Source organism: Arthrobacter cupressi, assembly GCF_900099975.1.
Taxonomy (GTDB): domain Bacteria; phylum Actinomycetota; class Actinomycetes; order Actinomycetales; family Micrococcaceae; genus Arthrobacter; species Arthrobacter cupressi.
Map to the genome: position 1 here is coordinate 24,398 of NZ_FNEI01000014.1, position 14,292 is coordinate 38,689.

Here is a 14,292-nt window from a genome sequence, read left to right on the forward strand (position 1 = left end):
CCAGAGTATCCAAAGGAGCATGCCATGACCTCTCAACGAGGAGAGATTGCCAGCGGGACCGGGCGCAAGGGCCTGGACAAATCTCACTACCTGTACATTGCCGTCATCGCAGCCGTCGTCCTCGGCGCCGTTGTCGGCCTGATGTTCCCCGAGGTGGGCAAGTCGCTGAAGCCCCTGGGCGAGGGCTTCATCAAGCTCATCAAGATGATGATCGCCCCGGTCATCTTCTGCACCATCGTGCTGGGCATCGGCTCGATCGCCAAGGCCGCCACGGTCGGCAAGGTCGGCGGACTCGCACTGGGCTACTTCGTACTCATGTCCACCTTCGCGCTCGGCATCGGCCTGGTGGTCGGCAACCTGATCCACCCGGGCGAGGGCCTCAAGCTCACGGCCTATGACCCCTCGAAGAAGGCTGAGGTGGACAGCACCGTCGCCTTCCTGCTGGGCATTATTCCGGGCGACATCCCCGTGCTGCCTACCCTGCTCGCCGCGATCCTCGTCGGTTTCGCGCTGCAGAAGATGGGCGCCCAGGGTGCCCCCATCCTCAAGGCCGTCCAGCACGGCCAGGCCCTCGTGTTCCGCGTCCTCATCATGATCATGTGGCTGGCTCCCGTGGGCGCCTTCGGTGCGATCGCCGCCGTCGTCGGTGCCACCGGAGTCCAGGCGATCCTGAGCATGTTCACCCTCATGGCCGCGTTCTACATCACCTGCGCACTGTTCATCGTGGTCATCCTCGGCGGGCTCCTGCGCATCGTGGCCGGCGTCAGCATCTTCCAGCTCATGAAGTACCTGGCCCGCGAGTACCTGCTCATCTTCTCCACCTCGTCCTCCGAGGCAGCCCTGCCGCGGCTCATCGCCAAGATGGAGCACCTGGGTGTCTCCAAGCCGGTTGTCGGCGTCACCGTCCCCACGGGCTATTCCTTCAACCTGGACGGCACCGCGATCTACCTGACCATGGCCTCCCTGTTCGTGGCCAACGCGATGGGCACCCCGCTGGACCTCGGCGCCCAGGTTTCCCTGCTGGTCTTCATGATCATTGCCTCCAAGGGCGCAGCCGGTGTCACCGGTGCCGGCCTGGCCACCCTGGCCGCCGGCCTGCAGGCCCACAAGCCGGAACTGCTGGGCGGCGTCGGCATGATCGTCGGCATCGACCGCTTCATGTCCGAGGCCCGCGCCCTGACCAACTTCACCGGCAACGCCGTGGCCACCGTGCTGATCGGCACCTGGGTCAAGGAAATCGACCGGCAGCAGGTCAACAGCGTCCTCTCCGGCTCCGCTCCCTTCGACGAAGCCACGATGATCAGCCACCACGCTGAGCCCGAGGTGAAGGAAGCAGTTCCCGCCTAGTCACTCCGTAGGACTTGGCTCAGAAAAGGCAGGCTCCCCGCCCGGGGAGCCTGCCTTTTTGTGCGCTGCAAAGCACACCCGGCCCCCAACCTTCGACCTCTACCAGAAGGTCAAGGCTCAAATTGCGGGGAATGTCAAGGTTCATGGAATGCCGTGTCGGGGACTGTAACCTTGCTTGGGAGCAGTCATTGACCGTCGTGGAGAGAGTGGATAAAGACGTGAGCAGCGAACTGGGCACAACTACGCTGGAAGGCACGGATTTCGATCTGGACGATGCCGTCATGGGCCCCACCGGCCGTCCATACCGCGAGTTCCCCGAACCCGCGCCCCTGGACTCCCATGGCCCCGCCCGCGTTATCGCGATGGTCAACCAGAAGGGCGGCGTCGGCAAGACCACGTCCACCATCAACCTCGCCGCCGCGCTCGCCGAGTACGGCCGCCGCGTGCTGCTGGTCGACTTCGACCCGCAGGGTGCCCTGTCCGCCGGCCTCGGCGCGAACCCGCACGAACTCGACCTCACCGTCTACAACGTCCTGATGGACCGCAAAGTGGACATCCGGGACGCCATCCAGCAGACCGGCGTCGACGGCGTGGACCTGCTGCCCGCCAACATCGACCTGTCCGCCGCCGAGGTCCAGCTGGTCAACGAAGTGGCCCGCGAACAGGTACTGGACCGCGCCCTGAAGAGCATCGAAGACGACTACGACGTGGTCCTCATCGACTGCCAGCCCTCGCTCGGCCTGCTGACCGTCAACGCGCTCACCGCGGCGCACGGTGTGATCATCCCGCTGATCTGCGAATTCTTCGCCCTGCGCGCCGTGGCGCTGCTGGTGGAAACCATCGAAAAGGTCCAGGACCGCCTCAATCCGCGCCTGCAGGTGGACGGCGTTCTGGCCACCATGTTCGATTCCCGCACCCTGCACAGCCGTGAAGTGATCGCCCGCCTCGTGGAAGCCTTCGGGGACAAAGTCTTCGAAACCGTCATCAAGCGTTCCATCAAGTTCGCCGACGCAACCGTTGCCGCCGAGCCGATCACCAGCTACGCGGGCAACCACACCGGCGCCGACGCCTACCGCAGCCTGGCCCGGGAACTGATCCTGCGCGGCGGCGCGCCCTAAGCGGCGTGCCCTCGGTAGACGCCGGGGCGGCCCCGGCAGGAGAAGCGGAGGCAACCGCCGACGCCGAAAGCACCACTGCGCGCAAGGGCGGCTTTGAAGTCCGGCTGGCCAACTTCACCGGGCCTTTCGATCTGCTGCTCGGCCTGATCGCCAAGCACAAGCTGGACGTCACCGAGCTGGCCTTGGCCACCGTCACGGACGAGTTCATCAAGTACATCCGCCGCTTGCAGGAACTCGGCGAAGGCTGGGCCCTGGACGAGGCCAGCGAATTCCTGGTGATCGCCGCGACCCTGCTGGACCTGAAGGCCGCGCGCCTGCTCCCGGCCGGCGAGGTGGAAGACGAAGAGGACGTGGCCCTGCTCGAAGCCCGGGACCTGCTGTTCGCCCGGCTCCTGCAGTACAAGGCCTTCAAACAGCTCGCTGCCCACCTGGGGGAGACCCTCGAGAACGAGGCCCAGCGCTTCCCCCGGCAGGTGGCGCTGGAACCGCATTTCGCCGCACTGCTGCCCGAACTCATCTGGCGGCACAGCCCGGAGCAGTTCGCCGCCGTGGCCGCCAAGGCCCTGGAACCGAAGGACACCACGCCGCCGGAGGTCGGCGTCGACCACCTCCACGGCGCGCCGGTCAGCATCAAGGAACAGGCGGAGATCCTTGGGTTCCGCCTCCAGTTCGGGCGCCCGTTGTCCTTCCGGGCCCTGGTGGCCGACGCCGAATCCACGCTCGTGGTGGTAGTCCGCTTCCTTGCACTGCTGGAGATGTTCCGGGACAGGGTGGTCGCCTTCGAGCAGCCCGCGCCACTGTCCGAACTCACGGTCCGCTGGACCGGCCGGCCGGAGGGCTGGAGCAGCGAGAACCTGAGCGAAGAATACGAAACGGTGGCTGCACCGGCAACGCAGCGGGAAACAGACCCGGAGGAACACGCCAATGAGTGACTACGAGGACGCCGTCGCCGGGCTCGCCGCCCTGGGGGAGCGGCCGGGCGGGGCGCGCGCGGCACTGGAAGCCGTGCTGATGGTCATCGACCAGCCGGCCAGTTCCGAGGAACTGGCCGCGGGGCTGGGACTGACGGTCGCCGTCGTCGACGAACTGCTCGCGGGGCTGCAGCGCGACTACAACGGCTATACTGTTAACGCCCCGGGCACGGATGCTGACGGTTCACCTGCTGACGCAGGCGCCAGCAGCGCACCCCGGGGTTTTGAGTTGCGGAACGTCGCCGGCGGGTGGCGGATCTACTCACGGCCGGAATTTTCCGACGTCGTGGGGAAATTCGTCCTGGACGGGCAGACGGCGCGGCTGACCCAGGCGGCACTGGAAACCATGGCGGTCATCGCGTACCGGCAGCCGGTCTCCCGGGCCAGGGTGTCGGCCATCCGCGGCGTGAACGTCGACTCGGTGGTGCGGACCTTGGTCCAGCGCGGCCTGGTCGAGGAAGCCGGCACCGATCCCGAATCCGGGTCGCTCCTGTACCGGAGCACCTCGTACTTCCTGGAACGGATGGGCATCGCCTCCCTCGAGGAGCTGCCGCCCTTGTCGCCGCACCTCCCGGGACTCGAAGGCATCGAGGAATTCTTCGATGCCGAGCGCATGTAAGCGCCTATCGCAAGGCAGAATTAAACACAGTGGGCAGAGCCAATCTGCCCGGCCGGCCGGAACAGCCGGCCCATAACAAAAGGACGGGTCATGACACAGGCGGGACGCCAGGGTTCACCACGTAACGGATCGGGACGCAGCGGCGCAGGGCGCGGCGACGCCGGACAGGGCCGCGGCGGCGCCGGCCGCGGCTTCGGCAGCAACCGGGGCAACGCAGGCAAGCGCAGCTTCCAGGGCGGCCCGTCCAGGCCGTCCCGTCCCCGCGAGGACGCCCCCTTCGACCCGGACAACCCCACCACCGGCGCCGGCTTCGGCAAGCGCAAGTCCAATGCCTCCGGCGCGTCCGGAGCCAAAACCCCGCGCAAGCCCGGCTCCAACAAGCCCGGCTACGGCAAGGCCCCCGGCACCCCCGGTGCGCTGAAGCCCAAGGCCAAGCCCGCCAAGCAGACCGGCGCACGCGCCTTCGGCGGCGAACGCTTCGGCCAGAACCTCGGCCCCGTCCGCAAGGCCCGCGGTCCCAAGGGCAACGTTCCGCAGTCCGAGCAGCACGACTCCGACGGCGTACGCCTCCAGAAGGTCATGGCCCAGGCCGGTGTGGCATCGCGCCGCGTCTGCGAGGAACTGATCCTTGAAGGCCGCGTGGAGGTCAACGGCCAGGTCACCACCGAGCTCGGCATGCGCGTGGATCCCGCCACCGCGGTGATCCACGTGGACGGCATCCGCATCCAGCTGGACGAGAACCTGCTCTACATGGTCTTCAACAAGCCCAAGGGCGTCGTGTCCACCATGGAAGACCCCGAAGGCCGCCCCTGCATCAGCGATTTCCTCAAGAGCAGCAAGACCCGCGGCGAACGGCTCTTCCACGTGGGACGCCTGGACGTCGCCACCGAAGGGCTGCTGCTGCTGACCAACGACGGCGAACTGGCCAACCGCCTGACCCACCCGTCCTACGAAGTCCCCAAGACCTACCTCGTGCAGGTACGCGCACCGTTCCCGCACGGCGTCGGCGCCAAGCTCAAGGCCGGCGTGGAGCTCGAGGACGGCATCGCCGCGGTGGACTCCTTTAAGCTGGTGGACTCCACTCCCGGCTACGTGCTGATCGAGGTCGTGCTGCACTCGGGCAAGAACCGCATCGTGCGCCGCATGTTCGACGCCGTCGGCTTCCCCGTGCAGCGCCTGGTGCGCGTCAAGATCGGTCCCATCGGCCTGGGCGACCAGCGCCAGGGAAGCATCCGCAACCTCGGCAAGCAGGAAATCGGGCACCTTCTGGCATCGGTGGGGCTCTAAGGCATGTCGGCATTCCACACGCACGGCCGCGGGCACCTGGACGGGCCGGTGGTCATCTTCGGCACCGGGCTGCTCGGTGCGAGTATCGGGCTCGGCCTCCGTGGCCGCGGCGTGCCCGTGTTCCTGTCCGACCCGTCGCCCACCAACCAGGCCGTCGCCGTCGACATCGGTGCCGGCCGGCCCATTTCCGAGCTGGCAGCGGAGCTCGACGGCGGCCCGCAACTCGTGGTGGTCGCCGCACCGCCGGACGTGACGGCCGACGTCGTCGAACACGCCCTGGGCGAGTACCCCGGCGCCGTGGTGGTCGACATCGCCAGCGTGAAGGCCGGCATCCAGGCGGATTTGCGCCGCCGAGGCGTGGACATGTCCCGCTACGTGGGCACGCACCCGATGGCCGGTCGCGAAAAGTCCGGCCCGGTTGCCGCCCGCGGAGAACTGTTCACCTCCATGCCGTGGGTGTTGTGCCCGTCGGAAGAAAGCAGCGCGGATGCCCTGCAAACGGCACGTTCCCTCGCCGGAGACCTGGGCGCCATCGTCACCCAGTTCAACGCCGAGGAACACGACGAAGCCGTGGCCCTGGTCTCGCACCTACCCCAGGTGATGTCTTCACTGTTGGCCAGCCGCCTGCAGGGGACCCCGTTGCACGCCCTGTCCCTGGCGGGCAACGGGCTGCGCGACACTACCCGCATCGCCGCCAGCGACCCCACCCTCTGGGTGCAGATCCTGGGCGGCAACGCAGGGAAGATCGTGGAGATCCTCTACGGTGTCCGCGAGGACCTGAACAGGCTGATCGGCACCCTCGAGGATCCGCTGGCCCCGGGCGCCCGCCTGGACCTGGCCCAGCTGATGAGCGAAGGCAACGCCGGGCAGGCCCGTGTTCCGGGAAAGCACGGCGGCCCGCCGCAGGCCTACTCCTGGCTGACCGTCCTGGTGGACGACAAGCCCGGACAGATCGCGCGGCTGCTGACCGAGATCGGCGAGATCGGCGTCAACGTCGAAGACCTCCGCCTGGACCACTCGTCGGGGCAGAATGTCGGCATGGTGGAACTGTCGGTGTTGCCGAACAAGCACGACCTCCTTATTGAAGCCCTCAGCGACCGTGGATGGCGGGTACTGCAGTAATGACACGTGAACTCTTTGGCCCCGAAACCGTCGTCCGCCCCGGCAAGCCGCTGGTGGTCGCCATCGACGGGCCCTCCGGCTCCGGCAAGTCCAGCGTCAGCAAGGAGGTGGCGCGCCGCCTCAAGCTCGCGTACCTGGACACCGGCGCGATGTACCGGGCCCTCACCTGGTACTGCCTGAAGACGGGCGTGGACCTGAACGACGGCGCCGTCGTCGAGCAGGCAGCAGAGGACCTGCCCCTGGAAATCAGCACCAGCCCCAACCACGAGTACGTGGCAGTGGGCGGCGTCGACATCACCGAAGACATCCGCGAACCGCGGATTTCCTCCTCAGTGAGCGCCATCGCCACCACCATGGGCGCCCGCAACGAGCTGATCCGCCGCCAGCGCGAGCTGATCGACCAGCACCACCACCGCATGGTGGTCGAGGGCCGGGACATCACCACCGTCGTCGCGCCCAACGCCGAAATCCGCATGCTGCTGACCGCCAGCGAAGAAGCCCGGCTCCGCCGCCGCGGCATCCAGCTTGGCGGCACTCAGAGCAAGGAGGAGCTCGCCGCCCAGGTGATCCAGCGGGACGCGAAGGACTCCACCGTGGTGAACTTCACCCGCGCCGCCGACGGCGTCGTCACCCTGGACTCCTCGGACCTGGACTTCGAGCAGACCGTGGACACGGCCCTGGAGATCGTGGCCAAGGTCATCTACGGTGACTGAGCTTCCCGGGCAGCGCGTCCCGGCGGGTCTCCCGGCGAAATGGACCATGCTGTGGAGCCGGCCCGTCGGCTTCCTGCTGGACCATGTGCTGTACAAGACCAGCGTGCGCGGGCGCTCCAACGTCCCCAAGGCCGGGCCGGTGATCTTCGCCGGAAACCACATCAGCTACCTGGACGGGCCGGTGATGTTCGGCGCGGCTCCGCGGGCCATGCACATCCTGGTCAAGAAGGAGATGTTTGCCGGGTTCCTGGGGCGGGTGCTGCGTGCGTCCGGCCAGATCCCGGTGGACCGCTCGGGCGACCGTGCCGCCCTGCAGGCCGGCAAGGGACTGCTCGACGCCGGCCGTTGCGTCGGGATCCTGCCTGAAGGGACCCGGGGGAGCGGCTCCGTTGAAAGCATCGCCAACGGCGTCGCCTGGCTCGCCCTGGCCACCGGTGCCACCGTGGTGCCGGTCGCGATCCTCGGCACCCGGCACGGCGGGGAACACCGCGACTCGATCCCGCCGCTGCGCCGCCGCCTGTCCGTCAGCTTCGGTGCTCCGCTGTGCGTGAGCCGCCGAAGCGGCGAGTCCGGGCGTGTTTCAATGGACAGGGCGGCTGCCGAGATCCAGGCCGCGCTGGCCGGACACGTCCGGGACAGCGTGGCGCAAACAGGACAGGCATTGCCCCACATACCACCACTAAGGAAAGTGCAATGAGCGATACGATTCATAAATCCGGACTCCACGGAGCCGGCGACGACGAATACACGCCCACCGGCACCGACCAGGTGGCTGAGAACCTCGCCGCCCTGGACGACGAGGAAGCAGACCTTCGCGCCGCGTCCCTCCGGGCCGGCCTGGAAGACTACGAGCTCGATGAGGACGACGCCGCCCTCCTTGACGGCCTCTACGGTGACGAAGGCGAGGAAGGCCCGCTCCAGCTGGACCCGGTCCTGGCCATCATCGGCCGCCCGAACGTCGGCAAGTCCACCCTCGTGAACCGCATCCTCGGCCGCCGCGAGGCCGTCGTCGAGGACGTCCCCGGCGTCACCCGCGACCGGGTCATGTACTCGGCACGCTGGAACGGCAAGAACTTCACCCTCGTTGACACCGGCGGCTGGGAGCACGACGCCAAGGGCATCCACGCCCGCGTGGCCGAGCAGGCCGAAATGGCCGTGGAACTCGCCGACGCCGTCCTGTTCGTGGTGGACTCCGCCGTTGGCGCCACCGCCACGGACGAAGGCGTCATGAAGATGCTGCGCAAGTCCAAGAAGCCGGTCATCCTTGTGGCCAACAAGGTGGACGACTTCGCGCAGGAAGCCGACTCCGCCGCGCTGTGGGGACTGGGCTTCGGCGAACCGTACCCGGTATCCGCGCTGCACGGCCGCGGCGTGGCCGACCTCCTGGACAAGGTCATCGACACTCTTCCCGAGTTCTCCCAGGTGGAAAGCGTTGACCGTTCCGGCGGGCCCCGCCGCATCGCGCTGATCGGCCGCCCGAACGTGGGCAAGTCCTCGCTGCTGAACAAGCTCGCGGGCTCCGAACGCGTCGTCGTCGACAATCTCGCCGGCACCACCCGCGACCCCGTGGACGAGTTCATTGAGCTCGGCGACCGCACCTGGCGCTTCGTGGACACCGCCGGCATCCGCCGCCGCCAGCACATGGCGCAGGGTGCGGACTTCTACGCCTCCCTGCGTACGCAGGCCGCGCTCGAAAAGGCGGAGGTCGCCGTCGTGCTCCTCGCCGTGGACGAGGTGCTCAGCGAGCAGGACGTTCGCATTCTGCAGCTGGCCATCGAGTCCGGCCGCGCGCTGGTCCTCGCGTTCAACAAGTGGGACCTGCTGGACGACGAACGCCGCCGTTACCTGGAGCGCGAGATCGAGCAGGACCTGGCGCACGTGGAGTGGGCGCCGCGCGTCAACATCTCCGCCAAGACCGGCTGGCACAAGGACCGCCTGGTGCCCGCGCTGGACAAGGCGCTGGAGAGCTGGGACCGCCGCATCCCCACCGGACGCCTGAACGCCTTCCTGGGCGAGCTGGTGGCCGCGCACCCGCACCCGGTCCGCGGCGGCAAGCAGCCGCGCATCCTCTTCGGCACCCAGGCCTCCAGCCGCCCGCCGAAGTTCGTGCTGTTCACCACCGGCTTCCTTGACCCCGGCTATCGCCGCTTCATCACCCGCCGCCTGCGCGAGACGTTCGGCTTCGAGGGCACGCCCATCGAGGTCAGCATGCGTGTTCGCGAGAAGCGCGGGCGGAAGAAGTAGCTTCGCCGCTCCTAACGCACGACGGCGCGCCTCCCCTTTGCGGGGAGGCGCGCCGTTTTGTTCTAGGTGCTGCTTACGCCTCGGCTACTGCCGTCTGGTTGCGGAAGTGCCCGGTGACGATGAGCAGCACGCCGGCCACGGCCCAGGCCCCGAGGACCAGCCAGGGGAACAGCGCGGCGGCGTCCGGGAAGTAGGACAGGTCGCGCAGGAGGGTGCCGGAGGCGCCGGGTACGAACCACTGTCCCACGTCGCCCCAGGGGGCCGGCAGGAATTCCCTCGGCTGGGTGAGCGAGGCCAGGGGGTTGCCGATGAACATGGTGATCACCGCGCCCACTGCGATGCCGGCACGGCCCATGAGCGCGGACAGTCCCGTGATGATCGCGGCAGTCGCGGCGATGCCCAGCCCGACCGCGGCGCTGTTGGCCCAGAAGTCGCCCTGCAGGATGTGGAACCAGCCCTGCAGGATGCCCACCAGGCCCAGTCCGCCGGTCACGCCGTAGGCCAGAACCGCGCCCAGCCGCCGCCAGGCCCCGGAGACCAGCAGCGAGATGAGGATGCCGCCCACCATTCCGCCCATGGTGAGCGGGAGGCCGGCGACCGCCAGGCCGGTGCCACGCGGGTCATCGGCGGAGAGAGGCACGACGTCGGTCACCACCACGGTGGGGACGGCCGCGGGTGCCTGTTGGTTGGCGGGCGCCTGGCTCGCGGGCGGCTGGCTTGCGGGCGGCTTGGCTCCGCCTTGCTGGGCTGCTTGCGCGGCGACGATCTTTGCCTGCATCTGCGCGACCGCATCGGTCAATGCCCCGATGGCCTGCTTGTCGATCTGCTGTTGCAGCCCGATCCCCAGCTGGCTCAACGCCGCGCTGGCGGCCGGGCTTGCGGCGCTGGCCGTCAGGATTTCGGGCGCGCCTGCTCCTTGGCTCGCGGGAAGCACCACCGCGCCATACACATCGCGGTCCTTGATGGCGGCGACGGCCTCGTCCCGGTTGGCGACGGTGCGCACGTCCAGCATGCCCTCCGGCGCCCTGGCGGTGAGCTGCTGGACCTGTTCCTCGATGCCGACGACGGCGACGGGCAGGTGCTGTGGCTTGGCCGTTACGCTCGGCCAGGAGAAGGCCAGCAGGATGATGCACACGGCCACGGCAGCCAGCACCGCCGTGCGGATTGCCTGCGGCCAGCCGGTGCGGGGTGCCTTATGCGCTGGGGCGGTGGTAGCCATGACGGGCTCCTTCAATAAAAAGAATGTTCGTTCTCTATTTTCCTCTAGGAGGGTAGACTGTCAAGAACGATCATTCGTTTTTAATGCCCGGCGGGACACGGGACGAAGGAGTGCCATGCCGAAGGTCAGTGAGGCGCACCGCGAAATGCAGCGGCAGCGGATCCTCGACGCCGCTCTCAGCTGCGTGGCGCGCAAGGGGTTCGCATCGACGTCGATGGCGGACATTATTGCGGAGGCCGGCCTGTCCGCAGGCGCCGTCTACGTGTACTACCGCAGCAAGGAACAGCTCACGGTCGACGTCGGGCGGCGGGTGCTGAACGCGAAGATCGCGGTGCTGGACGGCTTCCTGGAGCTCGACGAGGTGCCAGCTCCCGCCGTGGCGATTCCGGAGTTCCTGGCGCAGATGCCGCGCGACGGCTTCTTCCCGGACGTGGCGGTGCAGGTCTGGGGCGAGGCGATCCATTCACCCGAGCTCAGGGAGACCGCCCGTGGCCTGATCTCCGAGGTCAGCGGGCATTTCGCTGCCTACTTGGCGGCCTGGTTCCGGCAGTCCCGCGGGCTGGGGGAGAAGGAGGCCCTGGCGGAGGGAACGCGGGTGGCGCCGGCCGCCGTCGGGCTGGTCCAGGGGTATATGGTGCAGAGCGTCTTCTCGGACGACGCCGCGCGGCAGCGGTACCGCGAGGCCGGGGCGGCGCTGTTGGCGGGGTTGTAGCTAAGAATGTCAGTGGGTGGTGATCTGATGGATTCATGGAGATCACCACCACTTTGAACAAGAGGACGCAGCCAGCCGCGGCTGATCCTTTGCTGGTGCTCGACGGTCTGGTCTCCACGCTTCAGTCCCTCGAGCAATCCATCGCAAGCATGCAGGCTATGCGGGAGTACACGCTCGCCATCGCCTCGCGGCTGGCGGAGGCGATGAACGACGACGGCGGGTTGCCACCGGGGTTCGGCCCTGTACCGCCCGGCTCCGGTTCTGTCCGGTGGGACGCTGCGGAGCTGGCGCAGCGTGCGGTGGCGGCCGAGATCGCGACGGCGACCCGCGCGAACGACCGCACGATTCAACGTCAGATGGGCCAGGCCGTGGAACTGCTGGATCGTTTCCCTGCGACCTTCGGGGCCCTCGCGCAGGGCCGGATCAGCCTGGCCCACGCCCGGGTGATCCAGGAGGCCGGGACGGCGCTGGACGACCACGAATCCTTGGCCCCGGTACGAGTCCATCGTGGTCCCCTGCGCCGAGCAGCAAGCGCCCAGCAGGGTCCGGCGTCTGGCCGTCCGGGAAGCGGAGAGAGCCCAGCCCGAGCTCTTGGCCACTCGACACGATCGCGCCTGCGAGGACCGCCGTGTCTGGGTCATGCCACTGCCCGACGGCATGGCCGAACTCGCCGCGGTCCTGCCCGCAGCGGTGGCGTACGGCATCCACGACCGCCTCACCCAGATGGCCAAAGCGCACGCCGACGCCGGCGCTAATCAGGCCTCCGGCGGTCTTGACCAGCGCACCACCGCTCAACGCACTACTGGCCAGCGCACCATTGATCAACTCCGCGCCGATCTCCTCTCAGAGCTGCTGCTCCGCGGCGCCCCGGCCGCGCACGACACCCCGGACGGTCTTCTCGCAGCCATCACGGCGCGGGTGGATGTCACCGTCCCTGTGTTGACCCTGATTGATGAAGGAGCTACGGGAGACGCAGTCGACCCAGCCTCGGGGACCGCCGCCGCGGTCACCGCAGCCCAGGTTCCCGCCGAGTTGGACGGACGTCACCCAATCGACCCCGCCACCGCACGCATCCTCGCCGGACAAGCTACTGCGTGGAACAGAGTCCTGACCGATCCAATCACCGGTGGCGTCCTCGCAGTGGACAGGTATCGGCCCGGCGAAGACCTCAAACGCCTCCTCGCCGCCCGCGATTCGCGATGCCGTTTCCCCGGCTGCGGAATCAAAGCCCGCGAACTGGACCTGGACCACACCCATGACGCCGCCCTCGGCGGAACCACCGAATCGGCCAACCTCGCCGGACTCTGCCGGCGTCACCACACGCTCAAGCACCACTCCTGGTGGAAAATCCAACAGACCGGGGCCGGGGCCCTCGAATGGACCAGTCCCACCGGACGTCGCCACACCGACCGACCACCCATACCCGCGACGTCCATAAGCAGCTTCGCCAACAAGCCGCCGCCATTCTGAGCTGCCATTGGGTCGCCGAGATTACGCGTTCGGGTACGCCGCCGTGATCGCCTTCTGCCGCAGGACCGCGAACTGCGCGTACATGTCGTGCAGCAGATAGAGGTCGCGGCGGCGCGTCCACGGCTGCCCGGACTCGGCGTCGTAGTCTCCGGGCATCTCGACCCCGGCCGGCGCGAATGCAAGCATGCCGCGGTCGCGGGTGGTCTGGACGCAGCGCTTCACGTGGTCGCGGAAGCCGACCACGCCGGCGGCGCCCGAGGTACCGCGGAGGGCGACCACCTGGGCGGCGACGCCGTCGGTGCTCAAGTAGGTGATGGTGCCGTCTGCGGCGATGACGGGCTCGATCGAGGTCACACGGTCCATGCCGTACTTGCTCTCGAGGAAGCGGGCGATCTCCCACTGGGCGAAGACCGGAACGTCCTTCTGCTTGCGGATCGCCGCGATGGTGTCGGCCAGGGCCTCGTTGACGGGGCCGGGCTCGTAGAGGACCTTGGCGGGATCGCCGCCAGCGGCCGGGGCGCGGTTGCCGAAGGCGTAAGCCACGATGTAGTCGACGTTCTCAACGTCGGTCACCGGCGGGTGCCAGTTGAAGCCGATGTCCTGGATATGCGGTTCGACGACGGCGGCCGTCGCCGGATCGTCCAGCGCGCGACTGAGGGCGTCGAGCATGAGGCGGGTGAGCTTCTGCTCCTGGGCGGCGTCGGCTGCGGGTCTTGCCTGGGCGACACCTGCGGAGAGGAGGGGGAGTGAGGCCGCTGCCGTGGTGGCGGCAGCGGCGGCGAAGAAGCGACGGCGGTCCATGGGGAGCCTTTCGGATCGGGTGCGTTGGGGTGCTCCGGCACCGTAACGATTCCGATTGAACGGGGTTTGAACCCGGAGTGACTGCGCGGTTGGCGGCGCCGGTTTTCGGGTGGCCACGACACGGCGTGTCGGAGGCCTTCCGATTTCTCATCCGGGCCGCTTTCGTATAGGCTGATACGCGTTGCTTGAACGGCCGCGAACAGCGATAACGGGCAGGCATGGCGGGCTGTAGCGCAGCTTGGTAGCGCACTTGACTGGGGGTCAAGGGGTCGCAGGTTCAAATCCTGTCAGCCCGACAAACCAACCCTGGTGGAAGAGATTCCACCAGGGTTTTGTCGTTTCTGATGGAAGGCGGTCGTGCATTGCAATCTCAGATGACACGGCCAACGGTTCCACCACGTTCCCGCTGGTGATCGACTCCACCGAACCGCCCGTGCTGCAGGCCGGCCTCGAACTCATCGGCGGCTGCCCGGTGGTCAACTCCGTCAACTACGAGGACGGCGACGGACCGGACAGCCGCTTCGCCCGCATCATGCCGCTCGTGAAGGAACACGGCACCGCGGTCATCGCCCTGACCATCGACGAACAGGGCCAGGCCCGCACCACCGAGGGCAAGGTGGCGATCGCTTCGCGCGTGGCGTTGTGTGACGGACCGTAAAATGGTGGCCA

General features: G+C 68.0%; 14 protein-coding genes, 1 tRNA gene and 1 pseudogene. 14 read left to right on the forward strand and 2 right to left on the reverse strand.

What is annotated here, in order from left to right; all coding sequences use genetic code 11:
- Positions 1 to 24 precede the first annotated feature (24 nt).
- From BLP88_RS14920 to der, 9 genes are all read left to right on the forward strand, one after another.
- Positions 25 to 1,347 carry a cation:dicarboxylate symporter family transporter gene (locus tag BLP88_RS14920; protein WP_074590459.1) on the forward strand — a complete coding sequence of 441 codons (1,323 nt, stop codon included), beginning with the start codon at positions 25 to 27 and terminating at the stop codon, positions 1,345 to 1,347.
- 218 nt (positions 1,348 to 1,565) lie between these two features.
- Positions 1,566 to 2,465, forward strand: a complete 900-nt coding sequence (locus tag BLP88_RS14925) for a ParA family protein (protein ID WP_074590461.1) — start codon at positions 1,566 to 1,568, stop codon at positions 2,463 to 2,465.
- A 5-nt stretch (positions 2,466 to 2,470) separates the two neighbouring features.
- Complete coding sequence (locus BLP88_RS14930; protein WP_074590463.1) at positions 2,471 to 3,397, forward strand: segregation and condensation protein A; 927 nt, start codon at positions 2,471 to 2,473, stop codon at positions 3,395 to 3,397.
- On the forward strand, positions 3,390 to 4,055 hold the full coding sequence (gene scpB / locus BLP88_RS14935) for an SMC-Scp complex subunit ScpB (protein ID WP_074590464.1): 666 nt from the start codon (positions 3,390 to 3,392) through the stop codon (positions 4,053 to 4,055). Before BLP88_RS14930 ends, scpB begins: the two co-directional genes overlap by 8 nt.
- A 90-nt stretch (positions 4,056 to 4,145) precedes the next feature.
- The gene (locus BLP88_RS14940; protein WP_074590466.1) at positions 4,146 to 5,342 is read left to right on the forward strand and encodes a pseudouridine synthase; all 1,197 of its coding nucleotides are present in this window, start codon (positions 4,146 to 4,148) and stop codon (positions 5,340 to 5,342) included.
- Between the two features lie 3 nt (positions 5,343 to 5,345).
- Positions 5,346 to 6,464 (forward strand): prephenate dehydrogenase, encoded by a 1,119-nt coding sequence (locus BLP88_RS14945; protein WP_074590467.1) that lies wholly within the window; start codon positions 5,346 to 5,348, stop codon positions 6,462 to 6,464.
- On the forward strand, positions 6,464 to 7,177 hold the full coding sequence (gene cmk / locus BLP88_RS14950) for a (d)CMP kinase (protein ID WP_074590469.1): 714 nt from the start codon (positions 6,464 to 6,466) through the stop codon (positions 7,175 to 7,177). Before BLP88_RS14945 ends, cmk begins: the two co-directional genes overlap by 1 nt.
- Positions 7,178 to 7,223: 46 nt before the next feature.
- Complete coding sequence (locus BLP88_RS14955; protein WP_074590471.1) at positions 7,224 to 7,874, forward strand: lysophospholipid acyltransferase family protein; 651 nt, start codon at positions 7,224 to 7,226, stop codon at positions 7,872 to 7,874.
- Positions 7,871 to 9,421 (forward strand): ribosome biogenesis GTPase Der, encoded by a 1,551-nt coding sequence (gene der, locus BLP88_RS14960; protein WP_074590473.1) that lies wholly within the window; start codon positions 7,871 to 7,873, stop codon positions 9,419 to 9,421. The genes BLP88_RS14955 and der overlap by 4 nt, the downstream gene beginning before the upstream one ends.
- Before the next feature lie 73 nt (positions 9,422 to 9,494).
- Here the strand turns inward: der and BLP88_RS14965 are convergent, their stop codons facing one another.
- Positions 9,495 to 10,640, reverse strand: a complete 1,146-nt coding sequence (locus BLP88_RS14965; RefSeq protein WP_074590475.1) for a YhgE/Pip domain-containing protein — start codon at positions 10,638 to 10,640, stop codon at positions 9,495 to 9,497.
- A 115-nt stretch (positions 10,641 to 10,755) separates the two neighbouring features.
- On the opposite strand from BLP88_RS14965, the gene BLP88_RS14970 reads away from it, so the two are divergent.
- The 3 genes and pseudogenes from BLP88_RS14970 (at position 10,756) to BLP88_RS18815 (ending at position 12,822) form a co-directional block, all read left to right on the forward strand.
- The gene (locus BLP88_RS14970) at positions 10,756 to 11,352 is read left to right on the forward strand and encodes a TetR/AcrR family transcriptional regulator (protein WP_074590477.1); all 597 of its coding nucleotides are present in this window, start codon (positions 10,756 to 10,758) and stop codon (positions 11,350 to 11,352) included.
- A 203-nt stretch (positions 11,353 to 11,555) separates the two neighbouring features.
- Positions 11,556 to 11,795 (forward strand): annotated as a pseudogene (locus BLP88_RS19320) (hypothetical protein); the annotation flags it as partial.
- 64 nt (positions 11,796 to 11,859) lie between these two features.
- Complete coding sequence (locus BLP88_RS18815) at positions 11,860 to 12,822, forward strand: HNH endonuclease signature motif containing protein (RefSeq protein ID WP_281186809.1); 963 nt, start codon at positions 11,860 to 11,862, stop codon at positions 12,820 to 12,822.
- A gap of 21 nt (positions 12,823 to 12,843) precedes the next feature.
- On the opposite strand, the gene BLP88_RS14980 is transcribed toward BLP88_RS18815, so the two are convergent.
- On the reverse strand, positions 12,844 to 13,623 hold the full coding sequence (locus BLP88_RS14980; RefSeq protein WP_074590479.1) for a hypothetical protein: 780 nt from the start codon (positions 13,621 to 13,623) through the stop codon (positions 12,844 to 12,846).
- A gap of 222 nt (positions 13,624 to 13,845) precedes the next feature.
- Between BLP88_RS14980 and BLP88_RS14985 the strand changes: the two genes are divergently transcribed.
- Together BLP88_RS14985 and BLP88_RS19245 are read left to right on the forward strand one after the other, a co-directional pair.
- A tRNA-Pro gene (locus BLP88_RS14985) sits at positions 13,846 to 13,919 on the forward strand.
- Complete coding sequence (locus tag BLP88_RS19245; RefSeq protein WP_084111270.1) at positions 13,874 to 14,281, forward strand: dihydropteroate synthase; 408 nt, start codon at positions 13,874 to 13,876, stop codon at positions 14,279 to 14,281. Before BLP88_RS14985 ends, BLP88_RS19245 begins: the two co-directional genes overlap by 46 nt.
- Positions 14,282 to 14,292: the final 11 nt, after the last annotated feature.